The organism is Kribbella sp. NPDC020701 (assembly GCF_055562215.1).
This window is the reverse complement of sequence record NZ_JBVHFT010000013.1, coordinates 145,585-159,180: the sequence shown is the minus strand read 5'-3', so window position 1 is coordinate 159,180 and position 13,596 is coordinate 145,585. Positions and strand designations below refer to the sequence as shown.

The following is a 13,596-nucleotide window of genomic DNA, read 5'->3' as shown; positions in this document are numbered from 1 at the left end:
GGGTCGGGTGCAAGCACCTGACGGTGACCCGGCTCAACGGGGATCATGGGAAGGTGGCGGTGGGTGAGCTGAAGAGCACGAACGGGACGATCGGCTGGGACGGAGCGGGCACGCTCCGGGTGCAGTACGACGGACCGCGCAACGGACTGGACAAGCTGAGCAGTTCGTTGCGGACGCGGCTCGGTGAGCGGGTTGTGCCGGTCGAGGCTCTGAAGAGCATCGAGGTGAGTTCGGACCCTCCGATGCTTCGGCTGGTGCTGCGTGAACACGCCGATCCGCTCCAGTCGATCACTGGCGGCTACTTCGACGCCCTGATCACCCCGTACGACTTCCCGGTCGCCGATCGAGCCCTCGCGGAGAGTCTGGCCACCGACATCCGGACGATGCTCGTACGGCGGGATGTGCCGGCGACACCCGCCGTACGGTGGCTGGTCGCGCCTCCGGCGGCACCGGACCGGCTCGAGGGCCGGGACGCGACGGTGTCGGTGGAGACCGGGCGGCTGGTGTTCGCGTACAAGCGGAGGGCGCGGCGGAAGAAGCGGGCCGATGGTAACCCGTGGTCGGTGCCGCTGGGGGACATCATCGACGTCGAGTGGACCCCGAACCAGAGCCGGCTCGGCATCGGCGGCTTCCTCCGGATCAGCACGGCCCGGACGCCGCTGGAGCGCCCGAAGCCACGGCACGACCCGGCCGCGATGATGACCGAACGCCGGACCGACGTCGACGCGCTGTTCTTCGCGGCGCGTCTGCTGACCCGGATCCGGCCCTAGGCGACCTGCGGACCCACGTCCTTCGCCGCGGGCCTGCTCCCGGCTTCTTGCGGAGCGGCTTCGTGTGGGGCGGCTTCGTGTGAGGCGGCATCGTGTGGGGCGGCAGCGACCACGGCCTTCTCGCCGAGGAGCTCGGTCTGCGGGAACACCTCGAGGCGCGGGCGGGGCAGCAGCCGCGGCCGGATCGCGAGGCCGCGCCGGCGGCTGAAGTAGAGCACCGACCCGACCGTCCCGAGCACGGTCATTCCACCACCGACGATCAGCGAGTACCGGGCGCCGAACTCCTGCCCGACCCAGCCGATGAACGGCGACCCGATCGGCGTACCGCCCATCAGAACCGTCATGTACAACGCCATCACCCGGCCGCGCATCGTCGGCTCGATGCTCAGCTGCATGGTCGCGTTCGCCGAGGTCAGCATGGTCAGTGAGGCCAGTCCGACCAGCGGCAGGACCACCGCGAAGGTCAGGTACGTCGGCATCACGGCACTGACGATCTCGAACACACCGAACGCCAGGGCCGCGCCGATCACCAGCCGGCTGCGGATCCGGACCCGGCGGGCGGCCAGCAGCGCACCGGCGAGTGAGCCGATCGCCAGCACCGAGCCGAGGATGCCGTACTCCCCCGCGCCCTTGTGGAACACCTCGGTCGCCATCAGGGCCGACGTCAGCTGGAAGTTCAGCCCGAAGGTGCCCGCGAAGAACACCGCCACCAGCACCATCATCAAGTCCGGCCGGCGCCACAGGTAGCGCATGCCGTCGCGGATCATGCCCTTGTCCCGGGCCGCGGGCTTGGGCGTGTGCAACTCGGAGACCCGCATCAGTCGCAGCGACACGATGACGGCGGCGTAGGTGAATCCGTTGATCAGGATCACCGGACCGGTGCCGATCCAGTTGATCAGCAGGCCGGCCAGCGCCGGGCCGAGCAGCCGGGCCGCGTTGAACGACGCGGAGTTCAGCCCGACCGCGTTGGAGAGCTCTTCGCGACCGACCATCTCGACCACGAAGGCCTGCCGGGTCGGGGCGTCGAACGCGGTGCCGACACCGAACAACAGGGCCAGCAGATACACGTGCCAGGGCTGGACCACTCCGGCGATCGTCAGACCACCGAGGACCAGGGCGACGGTGGCCATCGCGATCTGGGTGCACGTCAGCACCAGCCGCTTCGGGAAGCGGTCGGCGATCAGACCGGCGTACGGGCCGAACAGAAGGGCCGGGAGGAACTGCAGTCCGGTGACGATGCCGAGCGCCGTACCGGAGTGGGTCAGCTCGAGTACCAGCCAGTCCTGGGCGACCCGCTGCATCCAGGTGCCGACGTTCGAGACGATCGCACCGGAGGCGTAGAGACGGAAGTTACGAACTTTGAACGCGCGGAAAGTGGGGCTCACCTGGCCGCCAGGCGTTCGAGAACAGGGGCTGCTTTGCGCAGGATGTCGCGCTCCTCGGGAGTCAGTTCTTTGAGTTTCGTCTGCAGCCACTCGTCGCGGCGCCGGCGGTTCGCCGTGATCAGCTCGTCCGCGTGCGCGGTGAGCTCGACCATGATCTGGCGCTTGTCGGTCGGGTGCGGGCGGCGGACGACCAGGTCCGCCTCCTCCATGTTGGTCACGATCCGCGTCATCGACGGCGGCTTGACCTGCTCGTGAGCGGCCAGCTCGCCGATCGTCATCGCCTCGTGCTTGGACAGCGCGCCGAGCACGCTGAGCTGGTTGGCGGTGAGGTCGTGACCAGGCTCACGCTGTCGCCGGATCTGCCGGGACAACCGCAACGTGGACGACCTCAGGGCACTCGCCAGCCCGACGTCACTCTTCACCTGCTGCGCTACGACTTCGGGCATACCGTTACCTTAACTCATTACCTTTGCTAACGAAAACAAGTTACCGAGGCGTGGTATTCCCCGGAAGTGCCCTCCGGCGACCGGCGCCGCCGGATGGCATCGCCCGACGTCGGCCGACTAGGGTCGCGGGCATGGGGACGAGTGCTGAGCTCGAGCGCTACGAGCAGCGGTTCCGGCGAGCGGGGCTGCCGTTGTTCATCGAGGACTTCTCGCCGACGCACGACATCTTCACCCGGGCCACACCACTGCTCGTGCTGGTATTCCTCGCCGAGATGATCGGCGCCACCTCCTTGGACTGGCGGTGGTGGCAGAACCTGCTGGCCTCGGTGGCCGCCCTGATCGTGCTGATCGGCGCGTTCGGAGCGCTGAACAAGCTGCGCGGCCGCCCGTTCTGGTCGTTGCCGACTCGATTCGGCATCCCTGAACTGGCGGTCTTCGTGCTCGTGCCGGCGCTGTTCCCGCTGGTCACCCAGGGACACGTCCGGCAGTTCTTCGGGATTGCCTTCGGCAACCTCCTGCTCCTCGGCGCGGTGTACGTCGTGGTCGGTTACGGCTTGATCGCGACGACGTACTGGGGCCTGCGCCGGCTGGCCGGCGAGCTGGCCAACTCGGTCGCGAGCCTGGTCCGGGCGCTGCCGTTGCTGCTGGTGTTCTCACTGGTGCTGTTCGTGAACACCGAGATGTGGCAGGTGTTCGCGGGCATGCCGGTCGCGTTCATCGTCTTCTCGGTGATCGCCTTCACCGCGCTCAGCACGCTGTTCCTGCTGATCCGGCTGCCCCGCGAGGTCGACGCGATCGAACGCGACGCCGGCTCCGGCCCGCCGCTGCGCCGGATCCAGCGGCTGAACATCAGCATCAGCCTGGTGATCCGGCAATGGATGCAGGTACTCGTGGTCAGCGCCGGCGTCGGGCTGTTCTTCGTTGCCTTCGGCATGCTCGCGATCAGCGCGCACATCTACGGCCAGTGGGGCGTCGAGCCCGGCTCCTGGTCGTACGACATCACCCTGCTGAACCACGAGCTGCTGATCAGCGCGTCACTGGTGAAGGTTGCCGTCGGCATCGCCAACTTCACCGGTCTGTACTACTCGATCGCGCTGCTGACCGATTCGACGTACCGGACCGAGTTCCTCGACAACGTCAGCGCCGAACTGCGTGACCTCTTCACGGCCAGAGCGGCGTACCTCGAATTGCGTCAGGTGAGCCAGTCGCCGAGCGGGCCGATGGCGAAGTAGACGACGAACAGCGCGGCCACCACCCACATCAGCGGGTGGATCCGGCGGGCCTTGCCGAGGACCACCTTGAGGATCACGAAGGCGACGAACCCGGCGCCGATGCCGGCCGAGATCGAGTACGTGAACGGCATCAGGATGATCGTCAGGAACGCCGGGAACGCGACCTCGAGATCGTCGAAGTCGATCCCCTTCACCTGCGTCATCATCAGGAACCCGACCAGGATCAGCGCCGGCGTCGCCGCCTCGTACGGCACCAGGGTGACCAGGGGCGCGACCACCATCGAGATCAGGAAGCAGATCCCGGTCACCACGCTCGCCAGCCCGGTCCGCGCACCCTCACCGACACCTGAGGCCGACTCGATGTACGACGTGTTGCTCGAGACCGATGCGGCACCACCGGCGGCGGCCGCGACCGAGTCGACGATCAGGATGCGCTGCGCGTTCGGCGGGTTGCCGTCCTTGTCGAGGAGGCCCGCCTCGGCGCCGATCGCGGTCATCGTGCCCATCGTGTCGAAGAAGTCGGCCAGCATCAGCGTGAAGATCAGCAGCAGCGCGGACACCATGCCGACCCGCTCGAAGGATCCGAACAGACTGAACTCGCCGATCGTGTCGAGGTTGGGTTTGGTGAACCAGTCGTCCGGCAGCTTCGGCACGCTCAGACCCCAGCCGCCGGGGTTGTCCGCGGTCCGGGCGCCGACCTTCGTGACCGCCTCGATGACGATCGCGAGGACGGTGGCGGCCAGGATGCCGATCAGGATCGCACCTTTCACCTTCCGCGCGTACAGCGTGACGATCAGGATCAGGCCGACCACGAACACCAGCACCGGCCAGCCGCGAAGGTTGCCGCCGACACCCAGTTCGACCGGTGGACCGCCGGCCGCGGCGGGACGCCGGACGAAACCTGCGTCGACGAAGCCGATGAACGCGATGAACAGGCCGATGCCGACGCTGATCGCGATCTTCAGCTGCAGCGGCACCGCCTCGAACACCGCCTTGCGGAACCCGGTCAGCACCAGGACCAGGATGATCAGGCCCTCCAGCACCACCAGGCCCATCGCGTCGGCCCAGGTCATCTTGGTCGCCACCGAGAACGCGATGAACGCGTTCAGGCCGAGGCCGGTCGCCAGCGCGAGCGGGAAGTTCGCCACCACGCCCATCAGGATCGTGACCACGCCGGCCACCAGCGCGGTCGCGACGGCGATCTTCGCGATCGACGCGGCCGGGTCGGTACCGCCACCGACGAACTGGCCGGTGCCGTCCTTGACGGTGCCGATGATCAGTGGGTTCAGCACGACGATGTAGGCCATCGTGAAGAACGTCACCAGCCCGCCGCGGATCTCCCGGCTGACGGTGGATCCACGTTCACTGATCTTGAAGAAGGACTCGAGAAAACCTGATTCGGAGCGGGCCGTCGCGGCCTGGGGCGAGCTCATGAGCGCATCGTGCCAGGTCCCACCGACAGGTTGCGAGCACTGACGACAAGCTGTTATCTGCGCGCAGGCTAAGGTTGGGGCGTGACGGAGGAGCAGGCGGCGCCCAAGAAGCGCAACGACCCGACGAGTCAGCTCGCCCGCGGCGAACTGGTCCACGCCGAGGTGAAGCCGCTCGACCTGTCCGGCATCCCCAGCGTGATCGTCGGCATCATCGGCTGGGCGATCGCCTTCGTCGTCGTCCTGATCTTCCGCGACGAGCTCAAGAAAGACGGCCTCGAGTGGTGGCTCTGGGTCACCGTCGCCGGCTTCGGCCTGGGCCTCATCGGCCTCTGGTACTGCGTACGCCGCTGGAACGCCATCAAAGCAGGCCACCGCCCCGAAACCGAAGACTAACTCGGACACCGCCTACTGATGTCACGGGCGGATGTGATCGGCGGTTAGTACAGGTGTGAGTTCCACCCCGACCTATTCACCGAGTCGTGAAAAGGCGTCGTAGATCTCCCGAGAACCAGCCGAAATCCACGACCGGCCGAGAACTCAGCCGCGTGAGGCAGCCAAGAGAACCTTTACTGGCGGAGGCGGAGTTGCTTAGGCCTCGTTTGGCTCGGGGTCGGCAGGGGCTTCGGCGAGCTGGGGAGTCTCCGGGGCTCGGGCGATTTCTTCGGCGGCTGCTTCGGTTACGTCTACCTCGGGTTCGACGGCTTCGGCTTCGAGGGCGTCGGCCTTGGCCGCTTGGGCCAGCTCGAGGGTGTCGTAGCCGGTGGTGTCGAAGGCGTGTTCGGCGGAGGGCTGGTCGGGGAGGTCGATGACGGCGTCGGAGTGTGCGCCGCAGCCGTAGTCGTACGCGACGACGCGACCCTCACCCGGTGCCATCTCGTTGGTGCACGCTCCGAACGCCTGCCCGAGGCTGTCGGCCAGGCGGATCCAATACCCGCACGAGTGGCACTTGTACGGCACCGCCTGCGCGATCGCGGACGTCGGCCCGAAGTCCCCGCCGTACCAGCGTTCGGCCGCGTCCTCCCGCCCGTACGGCGAAAGCACGCGCTCGCGGCCGAGTCCGAGCTCCTCGACGACGGTCAGCACGTCCTCGGGAGCGCCCGTGTCGGTGAACCCGGGCTCGAGGCGCGGGTCGTCCGGATGCGTCGGGAACAGGTCGCCGGGGCGCAGATCGCCGGGCTGGACCCGGTCCGACCACGGCACCCACTCCGGCGCGACGATCGCCTCGTCGCCGGGCAGCATGACGACCTCGTTGACGGTGACCGTCTTCGCCCGGGAGGCGCGGGTCAGCGTGACCGCCCAGCGCCAGCCGCGGTACCCGGGGTGGGTGGAGGCGAAGTAGTGGGTGACGAGGCGCTCGCCCTCGACCAGGTGACCGAGGTGCTCCCCGATGTGAGCGGCGCCGGCCTCGGCGATCGCGGCCTCCCGGGCCGGTTCGACGGCCGCGACACAGACGGCGTCGGCCTTGGCACGCGCGAGTTCCGGACTTCTGACGGGGGTCACAATCGCCCATTCTCGCACGCCCCACCCAATGGTTCGAACCCCCGTCGGCGGTCCACAATCCACAGCCGGTACGCGCGGTGACTGCGGTCTGTCCCTGGTACGAGGCAGGATGGTTCCATGCACTCCCCGGATCCCGCCGACCCGAAGGCGACGCCCGGCGGCAAGTCCGCCGGCGAGCAGTCGCGCGGTGGCGCGGGAGGCGGTGCAGAGCGCCCCCGTAGCACGGGGGCCGACGGGAAGTCCGCGGGCGAGCGCATCGCCGGGGCGCGGGACAAGCTCGGGAGTGCGAGTAAGAAGGTCGGGCACGCGTCGAAGGTCGGTGCGACTGGTTTCGCGTCGGCCTCGAAGAAGACGGCCGAGGCCGGTGGCAAGGTCGGCAAGGCGACCGGGCGGCGGATCCGCGGCCTGACGGGTGCGCAAGGCGCCCGGGAGTCGGGCCTGTCCCGGCTGATCGAGCTGGGGGCGGTGAACGCCGCAGGTGACACCGCCTTCGCCGTCTCGCTGGCCGGGACCGTCTTCTTCACGGTGCCGAGCGACCAGGCTCGCGACCGGGTTGCGTTGTTCTTGCTACTGACGATGGCGCCGTTCGCGTTGATGGCGCCGCTGATCGGCCCGGTCCTGGACCGGTTCCGGCACGGTCGCCGCTGGGCGATCGGCGCGACGCTCGGGCTGCGCGGGTTCCTGGTCTGGAGCCTGGCTGCTTCCATCTCCACCCACAACTCGGCCTGGCTGTACCCGGCCGCCCTCGGCTGCCTGGTCGCGTCCAAGGCGTACGGCGTCACCCGCGCCTCCGCCGTACCACGGCTGCTGCCCAAAGAGATCACCCTCGTCACGGCCAACTCCCGGATCTCGCTGGCCGGTGTCGCCGGTGCGACGATCGGTGCGGTGCTCGCGGGCGCCTTCGCCGCGATCGGTCCGGAGTGGTCGCTGCGCTGGGCCGCGCTGGTCTACACGATCGGCCTGATCCTCGCGATCCGGCTGCCGAGCGCGGTGGACTCTCCGGCCGGCGAAGAGGTGACGGGTACGGCGGGACGCGACGCGAGGCGGCGCGCGATCACGGCGGCGGTGGCGCGCGGGATCCGGTGCAACATCGGCCTGCGGTTCGTGTCCGGCTTCCTGACCATGTACTTGGCCTTCCTGCTCCGGGACAAACCGATCAGCGGGGTCGACGGCGCGATCGCGGTCGCCGCAGTGATCGCGGCGGCCGGCATCGGCAACAGCCTCGGCACCTTGGTCGGATCCTTGCTCAAGGCCCGAAAACCCGAGACGGTCGTCCTGGTCGTGCTGTTCGCGGATGCGGCGGTCGCGATCGGGGTGGCGGTGCTCTACGGCTTCCCAGTGCTGATCGCCCTCGGCCTGATCGCGGGCCTCTGCAGCTCGCTCGGCAAGCTGTCGCTGGACGCGATGATCCAGCGCGACGTTCCGGAGTCCGTGCGTACGTCGGTCTTCGCGCGCTCGGAGACGGTGCTCCAACTGGCGTGGGTGATCGGCGGCGGCTGCGGGATCGTCCTGCCCCTCATCCCCCGCCTGGGCTTCGGCTTCCTCGCCGGCGTATTGCTCGTGGTCGTCTTCTTCGTGATCCGGATGCGCCCGACACCTCAGCCGGCCGCCGGCCCCCTCAAGCCAGGCGGCGTCGGCGGCCCGCGCGCCGGCGGATCCCACCACCCGCACGACGCCGAGGGTCGCCGCTCCGAGAGCACGACGCGAACCATCCTCACCACCAGCGTCGCCGAACAACGCGCCAACCGCTCCCAACGCTCCAGCACCCACGACGAACCCACCGTCGAGTGGAAGGCAGACGAGCACAACCCGCGCCCGAACGGCGCGGCTCCACAGAACCCGCGGTCGGGTGGTTCGGGTTCACCCGAACCGCGGCAGGGCGGATCGGCCTCGCAGGAGCCGCGGCGGGGTGGGGGGTCTGCGCGACCGGACGGCTCGGCTTCGCAGGAGCCGCGGCGGGGTGGGGGGTCTGCGCGACCGGATCAGCCGGTTGGGCGGTGGTGGAGTGGTCAGCCGGAGGATGACGCCGACGACACGGTCGAGGACCGCAAGTCGTGGGCCGAGGAGCCCACCGTCGAGCGCGGACGCGACCGCGGACTGTTCCGCCGGCGCCCGGGTGGGGACACCCGCCGGCCGCCGCGCTGACCACAACCATCCACCCGAACTCCTCCACATCTTGCGGGGTGGGACAGCTTCTGGGGCCTTCAGACAGGTTGTGCCATGTCTGAAGGCCCCAGTTGTTGTCCTAGGTCCCGCTGAGAGGTCAGGTGGTCAGTTGGAGCTGATCAGTGGCGGTGGAGGTTCCCGAGGAGGCGGGGGCTCCCGAGGAGGTGGGGGCGCCCGAGGAAGTCGGGTCGTCCGCGGAGGTCGGGTCGTCCGTGGAAGTGGAGTCGTCGGTGGGGGTGGGGTGCGGTGGGGTGGTGCCGCGGAGGGTGAGGGTGGCTGCTACTGCGGTGATGAGGAGGAGTAGGCAGCCGACTACGGCGACCACGTTCATGCTGTGGGTGAAGGCGTGGCGGGCGGTGGTGAGGACGGTCTCGGCCACCTGGGAGGGGAGGTGGGCGGCTGCGGCGGTGGCGGCGGGAAGGCCTTCGCGGATCGGAGCCGCGACGTCGGCGGGGAGGTCGGACGGGAGGTCGGCGCGGTAGGCCGCCGTACCGATGGAGCCCAGGACGGCGATCCCCAGGGCGCCGCCGAACTCCGCGCAGGTTTCCATCACCGCGGAGGCCGTGCCGGCGCGTTCGGGAGCGACCGATCCGACGACCGCCTCGGTGACCAGCGACATCACCATGACGAGCCCGGCCGCGAGCAGACCGGCACCGGTGAGTGGCACCGCCAGCGACGAGTCGGCGTGCACCTGAGTCAGTACGCCGTACCCGGAAGCGGCCAGGATGAACGCGCCACCGATCACGTACGCGCGGTCCATCTTCCCCGCGAGTACCGTCGCGAGCGGAGCGGCACCACCGACCAGGACGGACGGCGCGAGTGACCAGAGCGCCGCCTTGAACGGGCTCAGCCCGTGCACCAACTGCAGGTACTGGGTGAGGAAGACCGCGTTACCGACCAGCGCCAGCGTGCCGACCGTGTTGGCCGCGAGCGAACCGCTGAACGCGCGGTTGCGGAACATCGACAGCTCGAGCATCGGGTACGCCGCGGTCCGCTGCCGCTCGACGAACAGCACCCCGAAGACCACGCCGGCCACGATCGCGACCACCGGCAACGCGGACGCGCCGTGCGCCGCGAGCTCCTTGATCCCCCAGATCACCGGCAGTACGGCGGCCAGCGACAACCCCGACCCGATCAGGTCGAACCGCCCAGCCCGAGGCGTCTTGAACTCCGGCAGCAGCAAAGGCGCCAGGATCAGCAGCAGCACCATCGCCGGGGTGTTGATCAGGAACACCGAACCCCACCAGAAGTGCTCCAGCAGGAACCCGCCGAGCACCGGGCCGAGTGTGATCCCGCCCATCATCACCGCGCTCCAGAACGCGATCGCCTTCGACCGCTGCGCCGGGTCGTGGAACATGTTCCGGATCAGCGCCAGCGTCGACGGCATCAGGGTCGCGCCGCCGATGCCGAGCACCGCGCGGGCCGCGATCAGTTGTTCCGGGCTCCGTGCGTACGCCGCCGCGACCGACGCCAGCCCGAACCCGACCGCGCCGAGGACCAGCAGCCGGCGCCGCCCGATCCGGTCACCGAGCGAGCCCATCGTGATCAGCAGGCCGGCCAGCACGAAGCCGTAGATGTCGAAGATCCACAGCTGCTCGGTGGCCGAGACGCCCAGGTCCGCGCTGATGAACGGGACCGCGAAGTACAGCACCGAGACGTCCATCGAGACCAGCAGCAGCGGCAGTGCGAGCACGCCGAGCGCGATCCACTCCTTGCGTCCCGCCCGTTGCGTCGTACCCATGACACCCCTCCGGATTATCTGTCTACGCCGCACACTGTGTGCGCCATACACAGACCATACACAAGACTGTCTATGCTGTAAACAGATAGAGTGCGGACATGGACGAGACGGAACTGCCGCGGGTGCTGCAACAGTTGTGGGGGATCGAGGGGCGGCAGCGGCCGGGGCCGAAGCCGGCGTTTCATATCAGTGATATCGGGCGGGCGGCGATCAAGCTGGCCGACGCGGGCGGGCTGGCCGCGGTCTCGATGAGCAAGGTGGCGGCCGAGCTCGGCTTCACCACGATGTCGCTCTACCGATACGTCGACGCCAAGGACGACCTGTACGTCGTGATGCTCGACCACGCGTTCGGCGCGCCCCCGGACCTGGACGCGCACACCGGCTGGCGGGACCGGATCACCGCGTGGGCCGAGGCGTTCCGCGACGGGTTGCGGCAGCATCCGTGGATCCTGCAGATCCCGGTGTTCGAACCACCGCTGTCACCGAACCAGCTGACCTGGATGGAGTCGGCACTGCACGCGTTCGACGGTACGCCGCTGTCGCCGCAGGACCGGTTGTCGTCGATGCTCCTGGTGAACATCTACGTCCGCGGTACGGCGCAGCTCACCGCACACATGGACTCCGAGCCGGACGCGGCCCGCGAGGCCGACCGGCTCTACACCGAGCGGCTCACCATGCTCGCCACCCCGGACCGCTTCCCGGGGATCGCGGCCACCCTCGAGCAACCACCGCCCGAGGGCTACGCCGGCGACTTCGACGCGGCCGAGTTCACCTTCGGCCTGACCACCGTCCTGGACGGCATCCAGTCCCTGATCGACCGCCGGACCTAGATGTCCAGCTTGTCGGCTACTCCGCGCAGGACCGTGGCGACCTGGCGGGCGGCCTTGCCGTCGGGCTGGCGGCCGCGGCGGTAGCCCTCGCCGAGGTTGTCGAGGAGCTTGATCAGGTCCTCGATGACGAGCTGCATCTCCTCCGGCTTCGGACGCATCGCCTTGGCCACCGACGGCGGCGGGTCGATCAGCCGGACCTGCAGGGCCTGCTCACCTTTGCGTCCCTCGACGACACCGAACTCGACCTTCTGGCCCGGCTTGAGGTTGGTCACTCCCGCGGGCAGCGCCTCGGCGCGGACGTAAACGTCCCCGCCTTCCTCCTTGCTGAGGAAGCCGAACCCCTTGTCGGAGTCGTACCACTTCACCTTGCCAACGGGCACGGGAACCTCTTCGCGTCAATCGTCGGAACAAGATCGGGCAGGCGGCCCGACCGGGAACCCAGCGTACGTGAACCAGCGCCGCGGCGCCTCCGGGAAATTACCTGAACCGGATCCGATTCGCCCGATACCTCATCGGTACTTGTCCGGCTCCTTCAATCGTTCGTTCATCGAGCCGGACCGGAAGCCGCGCGGGTCGAGCTTGGCGGCCGGGAAACCTTCGGCCATGACCGCATCAACAAGCGCTTGCTGGTCCACCTGATCCAGCAGGTGCTTGTCGATCTCGATGCTCGCCGTCTCGCCGACATCACGGACGCGGACGTTCTGGACGCCGTACGCCGCGAGCCGTGAGCGGACCGCTTGCTCGGCCCGGTCGACCCGGGCCAGCAGGTTCGGCGTGATCCGGATGCCGTACGCGATCCGGCTGGACAGGCACGCGGCGGCCGGCTTGTCCGAGGTCTCGAGCCCCCAACTGCGGGACGCCGCGCGGATCTGCGCCTTGGTCAGTCGCGCGTCCTTCAGCGGCGTGAGCGCACCCCGCTCGAACGCGGCCCGGATCCCCGGCCGGAACCCGGCGATCGCGTCATCGGCGTTGGTCCCGGTCGCTATCGCGGTGATGTCGAACTCGTCCGCGATCGGCTGCAGTGTCTCCACCAGTTCGGCCTTGCAGAAGTAACACCGGTCGCCCGCGTTGGCCTGGTACCCCTCGCGGTCCATCTCGTGCGTATGCGGGGTGACGTGCCGCACGCCGAGACCGTCCGCGAACCGTGCCGCCGGCTCCAGCTCCGCCACCGGCAACGAAGGCGAGACCGCGGTCGCCGCGACCACGTTGGCCGGACCGATCGCCCGGGCCGCGGCCGCGAGCAGGAACGCCGAGTCGGCGCCGCCACTGAAGGCGACGACCAGCTTGTCGTAGCTCGACAACCGCCGCATCAACGCTTCCAGCCGCTGCTCGAGCACATACGCATCGAGCCACGCGGGGAACTCGGTCAAGTCGTTCAGTACGACGTCAGCGCCGTACGCACGCAACTCGTCGGCGGTGAACGGGCCGGTCGCGACCGACACGGCCACCGCACCGGCCGCATGCGCGCCGTCGATGTCGGCGGTGTGATCGCCGACGTAGATCGTGGCATGGTGCTCGCGGAGCGCCGTACCCTTCTCGGCTCCGTGCAGGTCACCGACCGGCTCGTCGACGTCCAGGCCGAGGTGTTCGAGGTGCAGCCGCACCGACGGGGTGTACTTCGCCGACACGACCATCGTCCGTCCGCGCAGCGCCCGGATCGCGGCCAGCGACTCGGCCACCCCCTGCAGCGGCAGGCTGCCGGTGATCGCGTGCGCCGGGTAGTGCTCGCGGTACCGCGAGACCATCGCGTCGACCTGCTCCGGCGGGAACCAGTTGGCCATCTCCCAGGTCAGCGGCGGCCCGAGCCGGCTCACCACCAGATCGGTGTCGATCGCTACGCCGGTCTCCGCGGCGAGCAGATCCCAGACGGCCTGGATCCCCGGCCGGGAGTCGATCAGCGTCATGTCGAGGTCGAAACCGACCACCAGTTCCGGCACATCGGCGGTGGCGGGGGTGGGCTGGATCGCGGCGGTTGACACGTCCCCAACCCTACGTCGTCCGCCTGCCCACCCGGTCTCGCATCCCGAAACGGCGACGCGGCGCACTTCTCCGCACTTGACAACTGAAGCCACTCTGTCCGAGCACTTGACATC

The 13,596-nt window shown here is 68.9% G+C and carries 12 protein-coding genes; 5 read left to right on the top strand and 7 right to left on the bottom strand.

The features are described 5' to 3' along the window. Positions 1 to 23 precede the first annotated feature (23 nt). On the top strand, positions 24 to 770 hold the full coding sequence (locus ACZ3HV_RS29025; RefSeq protein ID WP_465688621.1) for a DUF4429 domain-containing protein: 747 nt from the start codon (positions 24 to 26) through the stop codon (positions 768 to 770). Here ACZ3HV_RS29025 and ACZ3HV_RS29020 read toward each other — a convergent pair. Together ACZ3HV_RS29020 and ACZ3HV_RS29015 are read right to left on the bottom strand one after the other, a co-directional pair. After that, positions 767 to 2,155: an MFS transporter gene (locus tag ACZ3HV_RS29020; RefSeq protein WP_465688619.1), complete on the bottom strand. Its 1,389-nt coding sequence runs from the start codon at positions 2,153 to 2,155 to the stop codon at positions 767 to 769. The two genes, ACZ3HV_RS29025 and ACZ3HV_RS29020, sit on opposite strands and share 4 nt — an antisense overlap. Further along, positions 2,152 to 2,601, bottom strand: a complete 450-nt coding sequence (locus ACZ3HV_RS29015) for a MarR family winged helix-turn-helix transcriptional regulator (protein ID WP_360376168.1) — start codon at positions 2,599 to 2,601, stop codon at positions 2,152 to 2,154. The genes ACZ3HV_RS29020 and ACZ3HV_RS29015 overlap by 4 nt, the downstream gene beginning before the upstream one ends. Before the next feature lie 131 nt (positions 2,602 to 2,732). On the opposite strand from ACZ3HV_RS29015, the gene ACZ3HV_RS29010 reads away from it, so the two are divergent. Further along, positions 2,733 to 3,833 (top strand): hypothetical protein, encoded by a 1,101-nt coding sequence (locus ACZ3HV_RS29010; RefSeq protein ID WP_465688616.1) that lies wholly within the window; start codon positions 2,733 to 2,735, stop codon positions 3,831 to 3,833. On the opposite strand, the gene ACZ3HV_RS29005 is transcribed toward ACZ3HV_RS29010, so the two are convergent. Beyond that, positions 3,794 to 5,266: an NCS2 family permease gene (locus ACZ3HV_RS29005; protein ID WP_465688615.1), complete on the bottom strand. Its 1,473-nt coding sequence runs from the start codon at positions 5,264 to 5,266 to the stop codon at positions 3,794 to 3,796. The genes ACZ3HV_RS29010 and ACZ3HV_RS29005 overlap by 40 nt on opposite strands. 81 nt (positions 5,267 to 5,347) lie before the next feature. On the opposite strand from ACZ3HV_RS29005, the gene ACZ3HV_RS29000 reads away from it, so the two are divergent. Continuing rightward, positions 5,348 to 5,659 (top strand): DUF2530 domain-containing protein, encoded by a 312-nt coding sequence (locus ACZ3HV_RS29000; RefSeq protein WP_360376160.1) that lies wholly within the window; start codon positions 5,348 to 5,350, stop codon positions 5,657 to 5,659. Positions 5,660 to 5,854: 195 nt separating this feature from the next. On the opposite strand, the gene ACZ3HV_RS28995 is transcribed toward ACZ3HV_RS29000, so the two are convergent. After that, a complete protein-coding gene (locus ACZ3HV_RS28995; protein ID WP_465688613.1) occupies positions 5,855 to 6,766 on the bottom strand; it encodes a DUF3027 domain-containing protein in 912 nt (303 codons plus the stop codon). Positions 6,767 to 6,883: 117 nt separating this feature from the next. Between ACZ3HV_RS28995 and ACZ3HV_RS28990 the strand changes: the two genes are divergently transcribed. Beyond that, complete coding sequence (locus tag ACZ3HV_RS28990; RefSeq protein WP_465688611.1) at positions 6,884 to 8,911, top strand: MFS transporter; 2,028 nt, start codon at positions 6,884 to 6,886, stop codon at positions 8,909 to 8,911. 118 nt (positions 8,912 to 9,029) lie between these two features. Here the strand turns inward: ACZ3HV_RS28990 and ACZ3HV_RS28985 are convergent, their stop codons facing one another. Then, on the bottom strand, positions 9,030 to 10,673 hold the full coding sequence (locus ACZ3HV_RS28985) for an MFS transporter (protein WP_465688609.1): 1,644 nt from the start codon (positions 10,671 to 10,673) through the stop codon (positions 9,030 to 9,032). A 98-nt stretch (positions 10,674 to 10,771) separates the two neighbouring features. Between ACZ3HV_RS28985 and ACZ3HV_RS28980 the strand changes: the two genes are divergently transcribed. Continuing rightward, a complete protein-coding gene (locus tag ACZ3HV_RS28980; RefSeq protein WP_465688607.1) occupies positions 10,772 to 11,503 on the top strand; it encodes a TetR/AcrR family transcriptional regulator in 732 nt (243 codons plus the stop codon). On the opposite strand, the gene ACZ3HV_RS28975 is transcribed toward ACZ3HV_RS28980, so the two are convergent. Together ACZ3HV_RS28975 and larE are read right to left on the bottom strand one after the other, a co-directional pair. Beyond that, positions 11,500 to 11,883 carry a cold-shock protein gene (locus ACZ3HV_RS28975; protein WP_360376146.1) on the bottom strand — a complete coding sequence of 128 codons (384 nt, stop codon included), beginning with the start codon at positions 11,881 to 11,883 and terminating at the stop codon, positions 11,500 to 11,502. The genes ACZ3HV_RS28980 and ACZ3HV_RS28975 overlap by 4 nt on opposite strands. A gap of 129 nt (positions 11,884 to 12,012) precedes the next feature. Next, a complete protein-coding gene (gene larE, locus ACZ3HV_RS28970) occupies positions 12,013 to 13,482 on the bottom strand; it encodes an ATP-dependent sacrificial sulfur transferase LarE (RefSeq protein WP_465688605.1) in 1,470 nt (489 codons plus the stop codon). Positions 13,483 to 13,596 lie beyond the last annotated feature (114 nt).